Consider the following 13,847-nt stretch of genomic DNA (forward strand, 5'->3'; position numbering starts at 1 on the left):
GGAGGGTGCGTGGGGTACTCCGCCGGCTGAGCACGTGGTGCTCTTTATGCCGGCTGCGTACCCCACGCACCCTCCGCGCTGCAGCCAAATGAGGCTCAGGCTGCTGCCTTGACCCGCGGGCCTTCCTGCAAGGCGCGCTTGACCATGGATACGACCAGGTCCAGTTCGTCCTCGCCCATTTCGAAGCGCGGAGTGAAGCGCAGCGAGTTCTCGCCGCCGTGGATCACCCCCAGGCCTTGCTCGCGCAGCCACTCCTCGGTGGAGCCCGCGCCGTAACCCTTGAAGCCCGGCGCGAGTTCGCAGGAGAACAGCAGCCCCGTGCCCTGGACCTTCGTGATCAGCCCCCCCAGCTCGGCCTTCAGCGTCTCGAGCTTGTCGAGCGCCTGCTGGCCGCGCGCGCGGATGTTGGCGCGCACCTCCGGCGTCACCATGCCCAGCACCGCCGTGCCGACGTCGGCCGCGCGCGGGTTGGCGGTCATCGTGTTGCCGTAGGTGCCGCGCTTGTACATGGCGGCGGCGCGCGCGTTCATCGCCAGCACCGAGAGCGGGTACTGGCCGGCGTTGAGCGCCTTCGAGTAGGTCTCCATGTCGGGCGCCTCCTGGCCTTCGAAGCCGGGGTAGTCAACGATCGACAGGGTGCCGGTGGCGCGCAGGCCGGCCTGGATCGAGTCGACCAGCAGCAGCGAACCGTGCGCCTTGGTGAGTTCGCGCGCGGCGGCGTAGTAATCGACCGGCACGCTGCGGCCGGGGTCGCCTTCGCCCATCACCGGCTCGAGGAACATCGCCTCGATGAACCAGCCCTTCGCATCGGCGTCGGCGAAGACCTGCTTCAGCGCATCGATGTCGTACGGCGCCACCACCAGCACGCTGTCCTCGTGGCGGTAGCTGGCCAGCGCGCCCTCGTAGGCCTTGCGGGTGGAGTTGGAGTACAGCGCCGGCGCCTCGGTGCGGCCGTGGAAGGCGCCCTTGACCACCAGGCGCTTGACGGTGCGACCGGCGTGGCGGCCGCCGGCGTCGGTCATGGTCTTGGCGTTGGTGTCGGCGATGCGTGCGGCCAGCGACACCGACTCGGAGCCGGAGTTGAGGCACATGAAGGCGGCGAACGGGCAGTCGCGGCCCTGGCCGATCTCGGCGCGCAGGGCGCGGTCCAGGCGCAGCTGCGACAGGCTCGGGGTCATGATGTTGGCCATCGCCTGCGGCCTGGCCATGGCGTCGATCACCGGCTGCGGGGCGTGGCCGAAGCCGAGCATGCCGTAGCCGCCGGTGTCGTACAGCACCGCGCCCTTGAGGGTGATCATCCAGGGGCCGCGGGCGGCGAGGGCGACGTAGGGGTTCACGCCGTCCTGGGGATAGAAGTTGACGTAGCCGGCCTGCACGGCCTGGACCTGGGCGTCTTCGTCGAGGTCGAGCAGCTCGGCGATCTCGGACTCGATGCGCGCGAACTCGTCGGCGGCGGCGTCGATGGCGGCGACCAGCTCGGGATGGGTGGCGGCAAAGCGCGCGATCGTGGCGTCATCGAGGCCGGGGCTGCGGCGCTGGCCCTTGCGGGCGCGGAGCGGGGCGAGGCGGGCGGTCACGTGGTCGGTCATGTCGGTTCTCCTGGTGCGATCCCCTATTATCGGCATGCGTTCGTCGCTTGGTAGGTGCGATCTGCGCTGAAACCCTGCAGTTTTCGGCGGATCGACGATAGAATTGCCGGATGAAGCTGAGCCCCGCCGACGAAGCCCTGCTGTCGCTGCTGCGCGAGGATGCGCGCGCCCCCACCGCGGCGATCGCGCGCCGCCTGCAGCTGTCGCGCACCACGGTGCAGAGCCGCATCGAACGCCTGGAGCGGATGGGCGTGATCTCCGGGTACACCGTGCGCGTCAGCGACGATCACGAGCGCGAACGTGTGCGCGCGCTGATCATGATCACGGTGTTTCCGAAGCAGGCGCCATCGGTGGTCGAAGCCCTGCGGCAGATGCCCGGGGTGCGCGCCCTGCATTCGGTCAACGGCGCCTGGGACCTGGTGGCCATGGTGGTGGTGCAGACCATCGGCGACATGGACGAGCTCACCGACCGCATCGGCGCCCTGGATGGCGTCGAACGCACCACCTCGACCCTGCTGCTGTCGACCAAGTTCCAACGCTGAGGCCGCGCGTGAAGAAGTCCGATTTCCGTTTCGAGCTCCCGCAGGAGCTGATCGCGCAGACGCCGCTGGCCGAGCGTTCCGCCAGCCGGATGCTGGTGGTGCCGCCGGGCGACGGCGGCCTCCATGACCACCACGTGCACGCGCTGCCGGATTTCCTGCGCGCCGGCGACCTGCTGGTCTTCAACGACACGCGCGTGATTCCCGCGCGCCTGTTCGGCCACAAGCAGGGCAGCGGTGGCCGCGTCGAGATCCTGATCGAGCGCCTGCTGCCGGGCAACGAGGCCCGCGCCCAGGTCGGCGCCAGCAAGACGCCCAAGCCGGGCAACCTGATCGAACTCGATGCCGGTGGCGTGGCCGAGGTGGTCTCGCGCGATGAAAGCTTCCACCGCCTGCGCTTCCACGTCGATGGCGAGCTGCAGCCCTGGCTGGAGAAAGCGGGGCGCATGCCGCTGCCGCCCTATATCCAGCGCGAGCCCGGCGCCGACGATGCCGAGCGCTACCAGACCCTGTTCGCGCGGGAGTCCGGGGCGGTGGCGGCGCCGACCGCGGGCCTGCACTTCGACCAGCCCTTGCTCGATGCCCTGCGCGCGCGGGGCGTCGATTCCGCGCACGTGACCCTGCACGTCGGCGCCGGGACCTTCCAGCCGATGCGCGTGGACGACATCCGCGAGCACCGCATGCACAGCGAGTGGATCAACGTCGGCGCCGCCCTGGTCGCCCAGGTGCGGCGCACGCGCGCTGCCGGCGGGCGGGTGGTGGCAGTCGGCACCACGGTGCTGCGCGCGATGGAGTCGGCGACGGTGGAGGGCGAGCTGCATCCCTTCGCCGGCGAAACCTCGATCTTCATCGTGCCGGGCTACCGGATCACCTCGGCCGACCTGCTGCTGACCAATTTCCACCTGCCCGAGTCGACCCTGCTGATGCTGGTCTCGGCCTTCGCGGGGCGCGAGCGGGTGTTGGCCGCGTATGCGCACGCGGTGCGCGAGCGCTACCGGTTCTTCTCCTACGGCGACGCGATGTTGCTGTCGCGGAACGACTGAAACGGAAGTTGTCGAGTATCATTCTCATTTGCGCCAGGCCGCCGGTCTGGCCCCTGGACCAGGAGTTGCACGTGAACATCCGCTTCCGCGCCCCCCGCGCCGCCCTTGCCGCCGCCTGCGCGGCGCTGCTGCTTGCCGCCTGCGGTGGCGAGCGCGCCGAAACCGGCACCGCCGGCACCACCCCCGGCACCGAAACCGCCCCGGCCGCCGCCGGGGAGGTCAATCTCTACACCACCCGTGAGCCCGGCCTGATCCAGCCGCTGCTCGACGCCTTCACCGCAAGCTCGGGCGTCGAGGTCAACACCGTGCTGCTGAAGGACGGCCTGCTCGAGCGCCTGGGCGCCGAAGGCGCGCGCTCCACGGCCGACGTGCTGATGGTGGTCGACACCGGCAACATGCTCGACCTGGTCGAGGCCGGCCACACCCAGCCGCTGCAGTCCGACGTGCTGGAATCGGCGATTCCCGCGCACCTGCGCGGCGAGGACGACCAGTGGTTCGCGATGTCGTTGCGCGACCGCGTGCTGTACGCGCACAAGGACCTGGAACTCGAGTCCTTCCACTACGAGGACCTCGCCGATCCGGAGTGGAAGGGCAAGGTCTGCATCCGCTCCGGCCAGCACCCTTACAACACCAGCCTGTTCGCGGCGATGATCGCGCACCACGGCACCGAAGCCACCGAACAGTGGCTGGGCGGCGTCAAGGCCAACCTCGCACGCAAGGCTGCCGGCGGCGACCGTGACGTCGCCCGCGACATCCTTGCCGGCATCTGCGACATCGGCATCGCCAATGCCTACTACGTCGGCCGCATGAAGAACGCCGAGCCCGGCTCCGAGCAGCACCAGTGGGGCGAGGCGATCAAGGTGATCCGCCCGACCTTCAACGTCGACGGCGGCGGCACCCACGTCAACATCAGCGGCGCGGCGCTGGCCCGCCACGCGCCCAACCGCGACAACGCGGTGGCGCTGATGGAGTACCTGGTGTCGGACGAAGCGCAGAGCCTGTACGCGCGCGCCAACTACGAGTATCCGGTGAAGGCCGACGTCGAACTCGATCCGGTGGTCGCGAGCTTTGGCGAACTCACCGTGGATCCGCTGCCGCTCACCGAGGTGGTCGCGAACCGCCGCGAAGCCAGCGCGCTGGTCGACAGGGTCGGCTTCGACAACTGATCCATGACGGTGGCGGCGACTGGAATGGCTGCGGCTGCGCTGCATCCGGCAGCCCGCGGCGGTCCGGGCCGCGGGCTGCGGCGGCTGCTGCCCGAAGGTCCCTGGCAGTGGGCGGCGGTCGCGATCGCGGCCGTGGTGGTGCTGCCGCTGGCCGCGCTGCTCTGGACCGCCCTGCAGGGCGGGCAGGAAGGGCTGTGGAGCCACGTCGCCCGCTACGTGCTGCCCAACGCGGCGCGCAACACCCTGCTGCTGCTCCTCGGCGTCGGGGCGCTGGTGGTCGCGATCGGCACCGGCGCGGCCTGGCTGGTCACGGCCTGGGATTTCCCGGGCCGACGCACCCTGGCCTGGGCGCTGCTGTTGCCGCTGGCGGTGCCGACCTACATCGTCGCCTTCGCCTACCTCGACCTGCTGCATCCGCTCGGGCCGGTGCAGGGCCTGGTGCGCGACGTGCTGGGCTACGACAGCCCGCGTGACTTCCGCCTGCCCGACATCCGCGGGCTGGCCGGCTGCATCGTGCTGCTGGGCTTCGTGCTCTATCCCTACGTCTACCTGACCACGCGCGCGATGTTCATGACCCAGGCGGCGGGCCTGGTGGAAGCGGCGCGTTCGCTGGGCGCCACGCCCGTGCAGGTGTTCCGGCGCGTGGCCCTGCCGCTGGCGCGGCCCGCAATCGCCATCGGTACCGCGCTCGCGCTGATGGAGGTGCTCAACGATATCGGCGCCTCGGAGTTCCTGGGCGTGCAGACGATGACGGTGGCCGTCTACACCACTTGGGTGACGCGCGCCGACCTCCCGGGCGCGGCGCAGATCGCGTTGGCGATGCTGGCCATCGTGATCGCGCTGCTGGCGCTCGAGCGCCATGCGCGGCGGCGCCAGCGCTACGCCGTCGGCGACCGTCCGCGACCGATGCGCCCGCACCGCCTGCGTGGCGGCAAGGCGGCACTGGCTTTGACGCTGGGGCTGCTGCCGGTGGTGATCGGCTTCGTGCTCCCGGCCGGCTACCTGGCCTGGGAGGCCGTGGCGCGCCTGAGCCACGATGGGGTGTCGCCGCAGCTGCTGGCGAGCGTCCGCAACACCGTGCTCATCGCCCTGGCCGCCACGGTGGTGACCCTGGCCGCCGGCCTGGTGTTGGGCTGGGCGCTGCGACTGGCGCAGGGGCGGCGGCGGTCGGCCGGCGCGCTCTTCGCGATGCGCAGCGGCAGCCTGGGCTACGCGGTGCCGGGCACGGTGCTGGCGATCGGCCTGCTGCTGCCCCTGGCCTGGTTCGACGACGGCGCCAACCTGGTGCTGGGCGCCTTCGGCATGGAACCGCGGATGCTGCTGATGGGTTCGGCGGCGGCGCTGGTGCTGGCCTACGTGGCGCGCTTCCTGGCGATCGCATCGGGCGGCGTCGAGGCCGGCCTGGCGCGCATCCCGCCGAGCCTGGACCAGGCCGCGGCCAGCCTCGGCCACGCCCCGGGGGAGGCGCTGCGGCGCGTGCACCTGCCGCTGCTGCGCCCCGCGCTGGCGGCGGCCGCGCTGCTGGTGTTCGTGGATGCGATGAAGGAGCTGCCGGCCACGCTGCTGCTGCGGCCGCTGAATTTCGAGACCCTGGCGACCTGGCTGTACGCCGAGGCATCGCGCGGGACCTATGAAGAGGGCGCCGTGGCGGCGCTGCTGATCGTCGCCGTCGGCCTGCTGCCGGTGGTGTTGCTGGCGCGCGCGGGCGTGCGCTATGGACGGGAGAGGATGTCGTGACGGATGCACTGCTGGACATCGCGGGCATCCGCGTCGGCTATCCGGAACCGCGCGGTGGCAGCCGGGTCGTGGTGGACGAACTGTCGCTGTCGCTCCCCGCAGGGCACATCGGCTGCCTGCTGGGCGCCTCGGGCTGCGGCAAGACCACGGTGCTGCGCGCGGTGGCCGGCTTCGAACCGGTCCTGGCCGGCAGCATCGAGGTGCGGGGCCGCCGCGTGGCTGCGCCCGGGCTGATGCTGCCGCCAGAGCAGCGCAGCGTGGGCATGATGTTCCAGGACTACGCGCTGTTCCCGCACCTGGACGCGGCCACCAACGTCGCCTTCGGGCTGCGCGCGCTGTCGCGCGATGCCCGGCGCGCGCGGGTGGAGGAGATGCTGGAACTCGTCGGCCTGGCCGATCGCGGCGGCGCGTATCCGCACGAACTGTCCGGCGGCCAGCAGCAGCGCGTCGCCCTGGCCCGCGCGCTTGCGCCCGGCCCGGCCTTGCTGCTGCTCGACGAACCCTTCTCCAACCTCGACACCGATACCCGCCAGCACCTCGCCGCCGAGCTGCGCGACCTGCTCAAGGCCTCGGGCGCGACCGTGCTGATGGTGACGCACGACCAGGGCGAGGCCTTCGCCATGGCCGACCAGATCGGCGTCATGGATGGCGGCCGCATCCTGCAGTGGGACGGTGCCGAGGCGCTGTACCGGCGGCCGCAGGACCGTTTCGTGGCTGGCTTCATCGGTCGCGGCACCCTGGTGCCGGCGGCCGCGCTGGGACTGGCCCGCGGCGGCGATGTGCTGCTGCGTCCGCACGCGCTGCAGCCCGATCCGGAAGGCGCGGTGCGGGCCGAACTGGTTGCGCTGGCCTTCCGCGGGCCGGGGCACGTGGCCAGCCTGCGCCTGTCCGGCGGCACCGTGGTCGAGGTCGACCTGGAGGATGTGGCGGGCGTGCAGGGGCTGGTCGCGGGCGCTCCCGTGCGCCTGCGCCTGGCTGACGACGGAATGGTGGCGTTCGACTGAGGAGAGCAGGAGCTTTCTTGCCGCGGATTTGCGCGGATAAACGCGGATCAGGCCGGAGCAAGACTTGAAGATGCTTTGAGGTGTGTTTCTACGCGAACGGCAGCCGGCTCGCAGGAAGCCGCCCTCCATCGCTTCTGCGCTATCCGCGTTTATCCGCGCAAATCCGTGGCAAAAGCTTTTCCCGTCGCGACCCCGTCCGGTCCGCAGGCGCGCGGGCGGAGCGCGGTTCCGCGACAATGGGCGGCCCCGTTCGATGCCAGGATCACGATGTCCCGCATGAAGTTCGAATTGCTCGCCAGCGACGGCGCCGCCCGCCGCGGGCGGCTGACGTTCCCCCGCGGCACGGTGGAAACGCCGGCCTTCATGCCCGTGGGCACCTACGGCACGGTCAAGGGCATGCTGCCCGGCCAGGTGCGCGACCTCGGCGCCGAGATCATCCTCGGCAACACCTTCCACCTCTACCTGCGGCCGGGACTCGAAGTGATCGAAGCCCACGGCGGGCTGCACGGCTTCACCCGCTGGGACGGGCCGATCCTGACCGACTCGGGCGGCTTCCAGGTGTTCTCGCTGGCGCACCGGCGGAAGATCACCGAGCAGGGCGTGACCTTCTCCGCGCCGATCGACGGCTCGAAGGTGTTCCTCGGGCCCGAGGAATCGATGCACATCCAGAAGGTGCTGGGCTCGGACATCGTGATGATCTTCGACGAGTGCCCGCCGGTGCAGGTGGACGGCAGGCCCGTGGACAAGCGCGTGGTCGAGCGCTCGATGCAGCTCTCGCTGCGCTGGGCCGAGCGTTCGAAGCGCGCCCACGAAGGCAATGATGCGGCGCTGTTCGGCATCGTGCAGGGGGGGGTGCACCAGGACCTGCGCAGCCTGTCGGCGGACGGGTTGAAGGCCATCGGCTTCGACGGCTACGCCATCGGCGGCCTGGCGGTGGGCGAAACCGAGGCCGAGCGCAATGCGATGCTCGAGCACACCTGCCCGCAGCTTCCCGACGACCGGCCGCGCTACCTGATGGGCGTGGGCCGGCCGGAGGACCTGGTCGACGGCGTCGCCCGCGGCGTCGACATGTTCGATTGCGTGATGCCGACCCGGAACGCCCGCAACGGCCATTACTTCACCTCCACCGGCACGGTCCGCATCCGCAACGCGAAGTACGAGCGCGACCTGCGGCCGATCGAGGAGGGCTGCGGCTGCGCGGCCTGCAGCGGCGGCTACACCCGCGCCTACCTGCGCCACCTGGATCGCTGCAACGAGATGCTCGGGCCGATCCTCGGCACCCTGCACAACCTCTGGTACTACCAGAAGCTCATGGCCGACATGCGCGCCGCGATCGCCGCGGGAACCTTTGATGCCTTCCGGCGGTCTTTCATCGCAGCACGCACGCCCTGAGCCCCGACGCCATTGCCTTTGTAGGAGCAGCTATAGCTGCGACCACGCCACCGCCGCATGGTTGTTCCCACAGGACCCGGGGGAGTCCCGGGCCGGGATCCGGGGTCCGGGGTCCGGCCCCGGCCACCGTGGAGTTGCCGTGGCATACTATCCAGCTGATTTCCGCCTTGGACCGACCTGATGAACCTGCTCGACTTCCTGATCGCCCCAGCGTATGCCCAGGCCGCCGCACCCGCAGCGCCCAACCCCTGGCAGTTCCCGATCATGATGGTCGTGCTGTTCGCGATCATGTACTTCCTGATGATCCGGCCGCAGATGAAGCGCCAGAAGGAACATCGCGCCATGGTCGAGAAGCTCGCCGTTGGCGACGAGGTGATCACCAGCAGCGGCATCGCCGGCGTGGTGCGCAAGCTCGGCGACAGCTTCGTCACCGTCGAGATCGCCGACAACGTCGAGATCCGCGTGCAGAAGAACGCCGTGGGCAACGTGCTGCCCAAGGGCTCGCTGAAGTCCGCCTGACGCCCGCCGGAGGGATTGCCGCCGGCGCCTGCGCCGGCCGGCCGCCGGCGCCTGCTGCAAAACCCGTCTCTCCCGCCCGCGGGACGACCTCGCGCAAGACCTGACCATGCTCGAATTTCCCCGCTGGAAGTACATCCTGATCCTCATGGTGGTGTTGTTGGCGACGCTGTACGCGCTGCCCAACATCTATCCCCAGGATCCGTCGGTACAGATCACCTCCAACCGCGGCGCCGCCACCGGCGTCGAGCTCGATGCCCGCATCGAGGCCGCGCTGGCGGCGGCTGGAGTGACCCCGAAGTCGGTCGACACCGACGGCGAGGGCGAGCGCATGGTCCGGCTGCACAGCCTCGAAGACCAGACCCGCGCCGCGGACGCCCTGCGCCCGGAACTGGGCGACGAATACGTGGTGGCGCTCAATCTCGCCTCCACCGTGCCGGACTGGCTGACGTGGTTCGGCGCCAAGCCGATGCTGCTTGGGCTGGACCTGCAGGGCGGCGTGCACTTCGTGCTCCAGGTCGACCAGCAGGCGGCGCTGGACAAGCGCCTTGATGCCTACGCCGACGAAGTCCGCGCCGTGCTGCGCGACAACCGCATCCGCTACGACTCGGTCGAGCGCACCGCCGGCGGTACGACCGTGGCCCAGCTCGTCGACGCCGAAGACGCCGACCGCGCCATGTCGCTGCTGGCCGTCGCGCAGCCGACCCTGCTGCGCCAGGCCGTACGCAACCGCATCACCATCCGCGTGCCCGAGACCGAGCTCAACCAGATCTCGGCCGACGCCATCGACCAGAACATCACCACGCTGCGCAACCGCGTCGACGAAGTCGGCGTGGGCGAGCCGGTGATCACCCGCCAGGGCAACGACCGCGTGGTCGTGCAGCTGCCCGGCGTGCAGGACACCGCCGAAGCCAAGCGCATGATCGGCGCCACGGCGACCCTGGAATACCGCGCGGTGATCGACGGCGATCCCTACGATGCCGTCGCCTCGGGCAACGTGCCGCCGGAAGCACGGGTCTATTACGAGCGCCGCACCGGCATCGACGGGAGGCCGATCCCGGTGCTGCTGTCCAAGCGCGTGATCGCGTCCGGCGAACAGATGGTCACGGCGCAGTCGGCGCTCGACGAGAACGGCATGCCGGCGGTGAGCGTGACGCTCAACAACGTCGGCGGCCAGCGCATGTTCGATTTCACCTCGGTGAGCGTCGGCAAGCCGATGGCCGTGGTCTACATCGAGCGCGTGCCGCAGGTCAGCACGAACGCGGCCGGCGAGGAAGTGCGCAGCTTCCGCGTCAGCGAAGAGGTGATCTCGGTCGCCAACATCAACGGCGTGTTCGGCAAGCAGTTCCAGACCACCGGGCTCGAGAAGGCCGAGGCCGACGGCCTCGCGCGCCTGCTGCGTTCGGGTTCGCTGGCTGCGCCGATGGACTTCATCGAGGAGCGCATCGTCGGCCCCAGCCTCGGCGCGGAAAACGTCGCGCGCGGTACCACGGCGGTCCTGTACGCATTCGTGTTCACGCTGATCTTCTTCGGCGTCTATTACCGGATGTTCGGCCTGTTCACCTGCGTCGCGCTGCTGCTCAACCTGTTGATGGTGGTGGCGATCATGAGCCTGTTCAACGCGACGATGTCGCTGCCGGGCTTCGCGGGACTTGCACTGTCGATCGGCATGTCGGTGGACGCCAACGTGCTGATCAACGAACGCATACGCGAGGAGCTCCGGGCCGGCATGCCGGCACGGGGGGCGATCGCCAACGGCTACGACAAGGCCTCGGGCACGATCTTCGACTCCAACATGACCGCGCTGCTGGCGGGCGTGGCGCTGTTCGCCTTCGGCACCGGCCCCCTCAAGGGCTTCGCGGTGACGATGGTGATCGGCATCCTGACCTCGGTATTCACCGCGGTGACCGTCTCGCGCGGCATCGCCACCCTGGTCTACGGCGGCAAGCGCAAGCTCAAGACCCTGGCCATCTGACGCGGGCACACGACACATGAACATTTTTCCCCTGCGCCTCATCCCGGCCACCCCGAACATCGACTTCATGCGCCTGCGCTGGGTGTGGGTGGCGGCGTTCGTGCTCCTGACGATCGCCTCGATCGCAGCGATCGCCGGCAAGGGCTTCAACTACGCGCTCGACTTCACCGGCGGCACCGTGGTCGAGCTGCGCTTCGAGTCCCCCGCCGACGTCGACGGCGTGCGCGAGCGCCTGGAGGATGCCGGCTACGGCAGCGCCCAGGTGCAGACCTTCGGCAGCGGTAGCGACCTGCTGGTGCGCCTGCAGCCGCGCGACGGCGAGACCAGCGCCGATGCCACCACGCGCACCGCGGAAGAAGTGCGCGAGGCGGCTTCGCTCGAGGGCAACCAGGCCACGATCATGGGCAATGCGTTCGTCGGCCCGCAGGTCGGGCGCGACCTCGCCTGGAACGGCCTGTACGCGATCCTGTTCGTGGTCGTGGGCTTCCTGATCTACATCGGCTTCCGCTTCGAGTGGAAGTTCGCGGTCGCGGCCATCGTGACCACGCTCAACGACGTGCTGATCGTGGCCGGCTGGTTCGCGATCAGCGGCAAGGAGTTCGATCTCACCGTGCTCGCCGGCCTGCTGTCGGTGATGGGCTTCTCGATCAACGACACCATCGTGGTCTTCGACCGCGTGCGCGAGAACTTCCGCGCCATGCGTGCGCCGCCGATGGAAGTGCTGAACGCCTCGATCAACCAGACCCTGTCGCGCACGATCATCACCTCCGTGGTGGCGTTCCTGACCGTGCTGGCGCTGTTCATGTACGGCGGCGGTTCGCTGGAAGGCATGTCGCTGGCGATGATGATGGGCATCGTGATCGGAACGCTGTCGTCGATCTTCGTCGCCTGTCCGCTCCTGACCATGGCCTTCCTGAAGGTCACCAAGCAGGACCTGCTGCCGAAGGCCCGCGACGACGCGGAGCTCGCGCGCCGACCCTGAGCGCCGCGCTGTGGCCGCGATACTGTGGCCGGAATGCTGTGGGCGCGGCTATAGCCGCGATCGTGGTCGCGATGATGCCGCAGCCCGGCAAGCGAAATCGCGGCTATAGCCGCTCCCACAGGTGCCAGCGCAGTCGCGGCCGTAGCCGCTCCGACAAAAAACCCCGCAGCGATGCGGGGTTTTTCGTGGTGCCGGGATGGCCCCGGGCTTCAGAACGCCGCGGCGTAGCCGGACGCGACGATGGTCTTCTGCAGCGCCTCGGCGACGCGGATGTTGCCGGCCACGACCTGGCGGCTGTTCATCGCCACGTGCACCGGGCCCATCGGCGCGCCGCGGTAGTCGGTGACCTTGCCACCGGCTTCGCGCACCATCAGCATGCCGGCGGCGATGTCCCAGGCCTGCACGCCGGCCTCGAAGTAGCCGTCGCTGCGGCCCGCGGCGACATAGGCCAGGTCCAGCGCAGCGGAGCCGCTGCGGCGCACGTCCTCGGCCACCGACAGCACTTGGCGCATGCAGTCGAACTGCGCGGCCATGCGCGCGCGCTCGCGCGGGTGGAAGCCGGTGGAAATGGTGGTCCCGGCGAGGTCCTTGCGCTCGGCCACGCGGATGCGCTTCTCGTTGAGCTGGGCGCCACCGCCGCGGCTGGCGGTGAACAGCTCGTTGCGCAGCGGATCGAAGATCACGCCATGCAGCGGCTCGGGACCCTCGCACAGCGCGATCGAGACGCACCAGTGCGGGAAGCCGCGGAGATAGTTGCTGGTGCCATCCAGCGGATCGATGACCCAGGTGTAGCGGCTGGCGCCCTTGCTGCCCTTCTGCTCGCCGCCTTCCTCGCCAAGCACGGCGTATTCCGGATAGGCGCGGCGGAGCTCCTTGACCACCGTGACCTCGGCCAGGCGGTCGACTTCGCTGGCGTAGTCCATGCGGTCCTTCTCGACCACGTTGAGCGCGTCGAGCTTGTGCATGTGCCGAAGCAGGATGTTGCCTCCGGCGCGGGCCGCCTTGACCATGATGTTGACGGCAGGTTGTTGCATCGCAGGGGGCTCCGACGTGGGGAAAGGCAGCAGGGGGAAAGAGCAGTCGGCTCGAGGCCGTCGCGCAGTTTACCATTCGCTTCCATGAACACTGCGCACCCAGCGGGCGAAGTCCGCATCGTCCTCGTCGGCACCCAGCATCCCGGCAACATCGGCTCGGCCGCCCGTGCCATCAAGACCATGGGCCTTGAGCGCCTGGTGCTGGTGGCCCCCGAGCGGTTCCCGCACGCCGACGCGGTGGCGATGGCGGCGGGGGCCGACGATGTCATGGAGGCCGCGACCATCGTCGGCAGCCTGGCCGAAGCGGTGGCCGACTGCGCCCTGGTGCTGGGCTGCACGGCGCGCAGCCGGCGCATCGCGCTCGAGGAGCTGGCGCCACGCGCCGGGGCCGCGCGCCTGCTGGATGCCGCCGGTCCGAAGGCGCCGGTGGCGCTGGTATTCGGCCGCGAGCGCACCGGGCTGGACAACGACGAGCTGCAGCTGTGCCACGCGGCGATCCACATCCCGGCCAATCCCGATTACAGCTCGCTCAACCTCGCGTCCGCCGTGCAGGTGCTGGCCTATGAGCTGCGGATCGCGTTGCTTGAGCGCGCCAGCCTGCCCACCGGCGGGGGCGACGGCCATCGCGAACCGCCGGCCAGCCACGCCCACCTCGAGGGCTTCTTCGCCCAGCTTGCCGACACCCTGGACGCCATCGATTTCCACAAGGGCAGGGCGCCCGATTCGGCGCTGCGCAAACTGCGCCGGATCTTCCTGCGCAGCGCCCTGGACGAACGCGAGGTCCGCCTGCTGCGCGGCGTGCTCGCCGACGCCCAGCGCATGGCGCGCCTGGCCGCGAACCCGGGCACGGACGGAGCGTGACCGTGTGCC

12 protein-coding genes are annotated in these 13,847 nt (G+C 70.0%); 10 read left to right on the forward strand and 2 right to left on the reverse strand.

Annotation, left to right across the window (positions count from 1 at the left end):
* Nucleotides 1-95: 95 nt before the first annotated feature.
* Nucleotides 96-1,589, reverse strand: coding sequence for an aminotransferase class III-fold pyridoxal phosphate-dependent enzyme (locus tag ACW5F0_RS01855; protein ID WP_456964333.1), 1,494 nt, complete (start codon nucleotides 1,587-1,589; stop codon nucleotides 96-98).
* Nucleotides 1,590-1,699: 110 nt separating this feature from the next.
* On the opposite strand from ACW5F0_RS01855, the gene ACW5F0_RS01860 reads away from it, so the two are divergent.
* The 9 genes from ACW5F0_RS01860 to secF all read left to right on the forward strand — a co-directional run bounded on the left by ACW5F0_RS01860 (nucleotide 1,700) and on the right by secF (nucleotide 11,943).
* Nucleotides 1,700-2,131, forward strand: coding sequence for an Lrp/AsnC family transcriptional regulator (locus ACW5F0_RS01860; protein ID WP_456964334.1), 432 nt, complete (start codon nucleotides 1,700-1,702; stop codon nucleotides 2,129-2,131).
* 8 nt (nucleotides 2,132-2,139) lie between these two features.
* A complete protein-coding gene (gene queA / locus ACW5F0_RS01865; protein ID WP_456964335.1) occupies nucleotides 2,140-3,171 on the forward strand; it encodes a tRNA preQ1(34) S-adenosylmethionine ribosyltransferase-isomerase QueA in 1,032 nt (343 codons plus the stop codon).
* Between the two features lie 71 nt (nucleotides 3,172-3,242).
* Nucleotides 3,243-4,337, forward strand: coding sequence for a Fe(3+) ABC transporter substrate-binding protein (locus ACW5F0_RS01870; protein WP_456998920.1), 1,095 nt, complete (start codon nucleotides 3,243-3,245; stop codon nucleotides 4,335-4,337).
* 24 nt (nucleotides 4,338-4,361) lie between these two features.
* The gene (locus ACW5F0_RS01875) at nucleotides 4,362-6,074 is read left to right on the forward strand and encodes an ABC transporter permease (RefSeq protein ID WP_456998921.1); all 1,713 of its coding nucleotides are present in this window, start codon (nucleotides 4,362-4,364) and stop codon (nucleotides 6,072-6,074) included.
* Complete coding sequence (locus ACW5F0_RS01880) at nucleotides 6,071-7,078, forward strand: ABC transporter ATP-binding protein (protein WP_456964338.1); 1,008 nt, start codon at nucleotides 6,071-6,073, stop codon at nucleotides 7,076-7,078. Before ACW5F0_RS01875 ends, ACW5F0_RS01880 begins: the two co-directional genes overlap by 4 nt.
* Nucleotides 7,079-7,345: 267 nt before the next feature.
* A complete protein-coding gene (tgt, locus tag ACW5F0_RS01885; RefSeq protein WP_456964339.1) occupies nucleotides 7,346-8,470 on the forward strand; it encodes a tRNA guanosine(34) transglycosylase Tgt in 1,125 nt (374 codons plus the stop codon).
* A gap of 180 nt (nucleotides 8,471-8,650) precedes the next feature.
* Nucleotides 8,651-8,989 carry a preprotein translocase subunit YajC gene (yajC, locus tag ACW5F0_RS01890; protein WP_456964340.1) on the forward strand — a complete coding sequence of 113 codons (339 nt, stop codon included), beginning with the start codon at nucleotides 8,651-8,653 and terminating at the stop codon, nucleotides 8,987-8,989.
* 106 nt (nucleotides 8,990-9,095) lie between these two features.
* Entirely contained in the window at nucleotides 9,096-10,961 is a 1,866-nt protein-coding gene (gene secD / locus ACW5F0_RS01895) for a protein translocase subunit SecD (RefSeq protein WP_456964341.1), read from the forward strand.
* 16 nt (nucleotides 10,962-10,977) lie between these two features.
* Nucleotides 10,978-11,943, forward strand: coding sequence for a protein translocase subunit SecF (gene secF / locus ACW5F0_RS01900; RefSeq protein ID WP_456964342.1), 966 nt, complete (start codon nucleotides 10,978-10,980; stop codon nucleotides 11,941-11,943).
* Nucleotides 11,944-12,152: 209 nt separating this feature from the next.
* Here secF and ACW5F0_RS01905 read toward each other — a convergent pair whose 3' ends face one another.
* Complete coding sequence (locus ACW5F0_RS01905) at nucleotides 12,153-12,977, reverse strand: inositol monophosphatase family protein (RefSeq protein ID WP_456964343.1); 825 nt, start codon at nucleotides 12,975-12,977, stop codon at nucleotides 12,153-12,155.
* Nucleotides 12,978-13,061: 84 nt separating this feature from the next.
* Here ACW5F0_RS01905 and ACW5F0_RS01910 point away from each other — a divergent pair, with 84 nt between their 5' ends.
* Entirely contained in the window at nucleotides 13,062-13,838 is a 777-nt protein-coding gene (locus ACW5F0_RS01910; protein WP_456964344.1) for an RNA methyltransferase, read from the forward strand.
* Nucleotides 13,839-13,847 lie beyond the last annotated feature (9 nt).

The sequence above is a fragment of the Luteimonas sp. A534 genome (assembly GCF_054072805.1).

Coding starts and splice junctions, on each gene's coding strand:
- tgt (WP_456964339.1), top strand. CDS start 7,346: ATGTCCCGCATGAAGTTCGAATTGCTCGCCAGCGACGGCGCCGCCCGC.
- ACW5F0_RS01855 (WP_456964333.1), bottom strand. CDS start 1,589: ATGACCGACCACGTGACCGCCCGCCTCGCCCCGCTCCGCGCCCGCAAG.
- ACW5F0_RS01860 (WP_456964334.1), top strand. CDS start 1,700: ATGAAGCTGAGCCCCGCCGACGAAGCCCTGCTGTCGCTGCTGCGCGAG.
- secD (WP_456964341.1), top strand. CDS start 9,096: ATGCTCGAATTTCCCCGCTGGAAGTACATCCTGATCCTCATGGTGGTG.
- ACW5F0_RS01875 (WP_456998921.1), top strand. CDS start 4,362: ATGGCTGCGGCTGCGCTGCATCCGGCAGCCCGCGGCGGTCCGGGCCGC.
- yajC (WP_456964340.1), top strand. CDS start 8,651: ATGAACCTGCTCGACTTCCTGATCGCCCCAGCGTATGCCCAGGCCGCC.
- secF (WP_456964342.1), top strand. CDS start 10,978: ATGAACATTTTTCCCCTGCGCCTCATCCCGGCCACCCCGAACATCGAC.
- ACW5F0_RS01905 (WP_456964343.1), bottom strand. CDS start 12,977: ATGCAACAACCTGCCGTCAACATCATGGTCAAGGCGGCCCGCGCCGGA.
- ACW5F0_RS01910 (WP_456964344.1), top strand. CDS start 13,062: ATGAACACTGCGCACCCAGCGGGCGAAGTCCGCATCGTCCTCGTCGGC.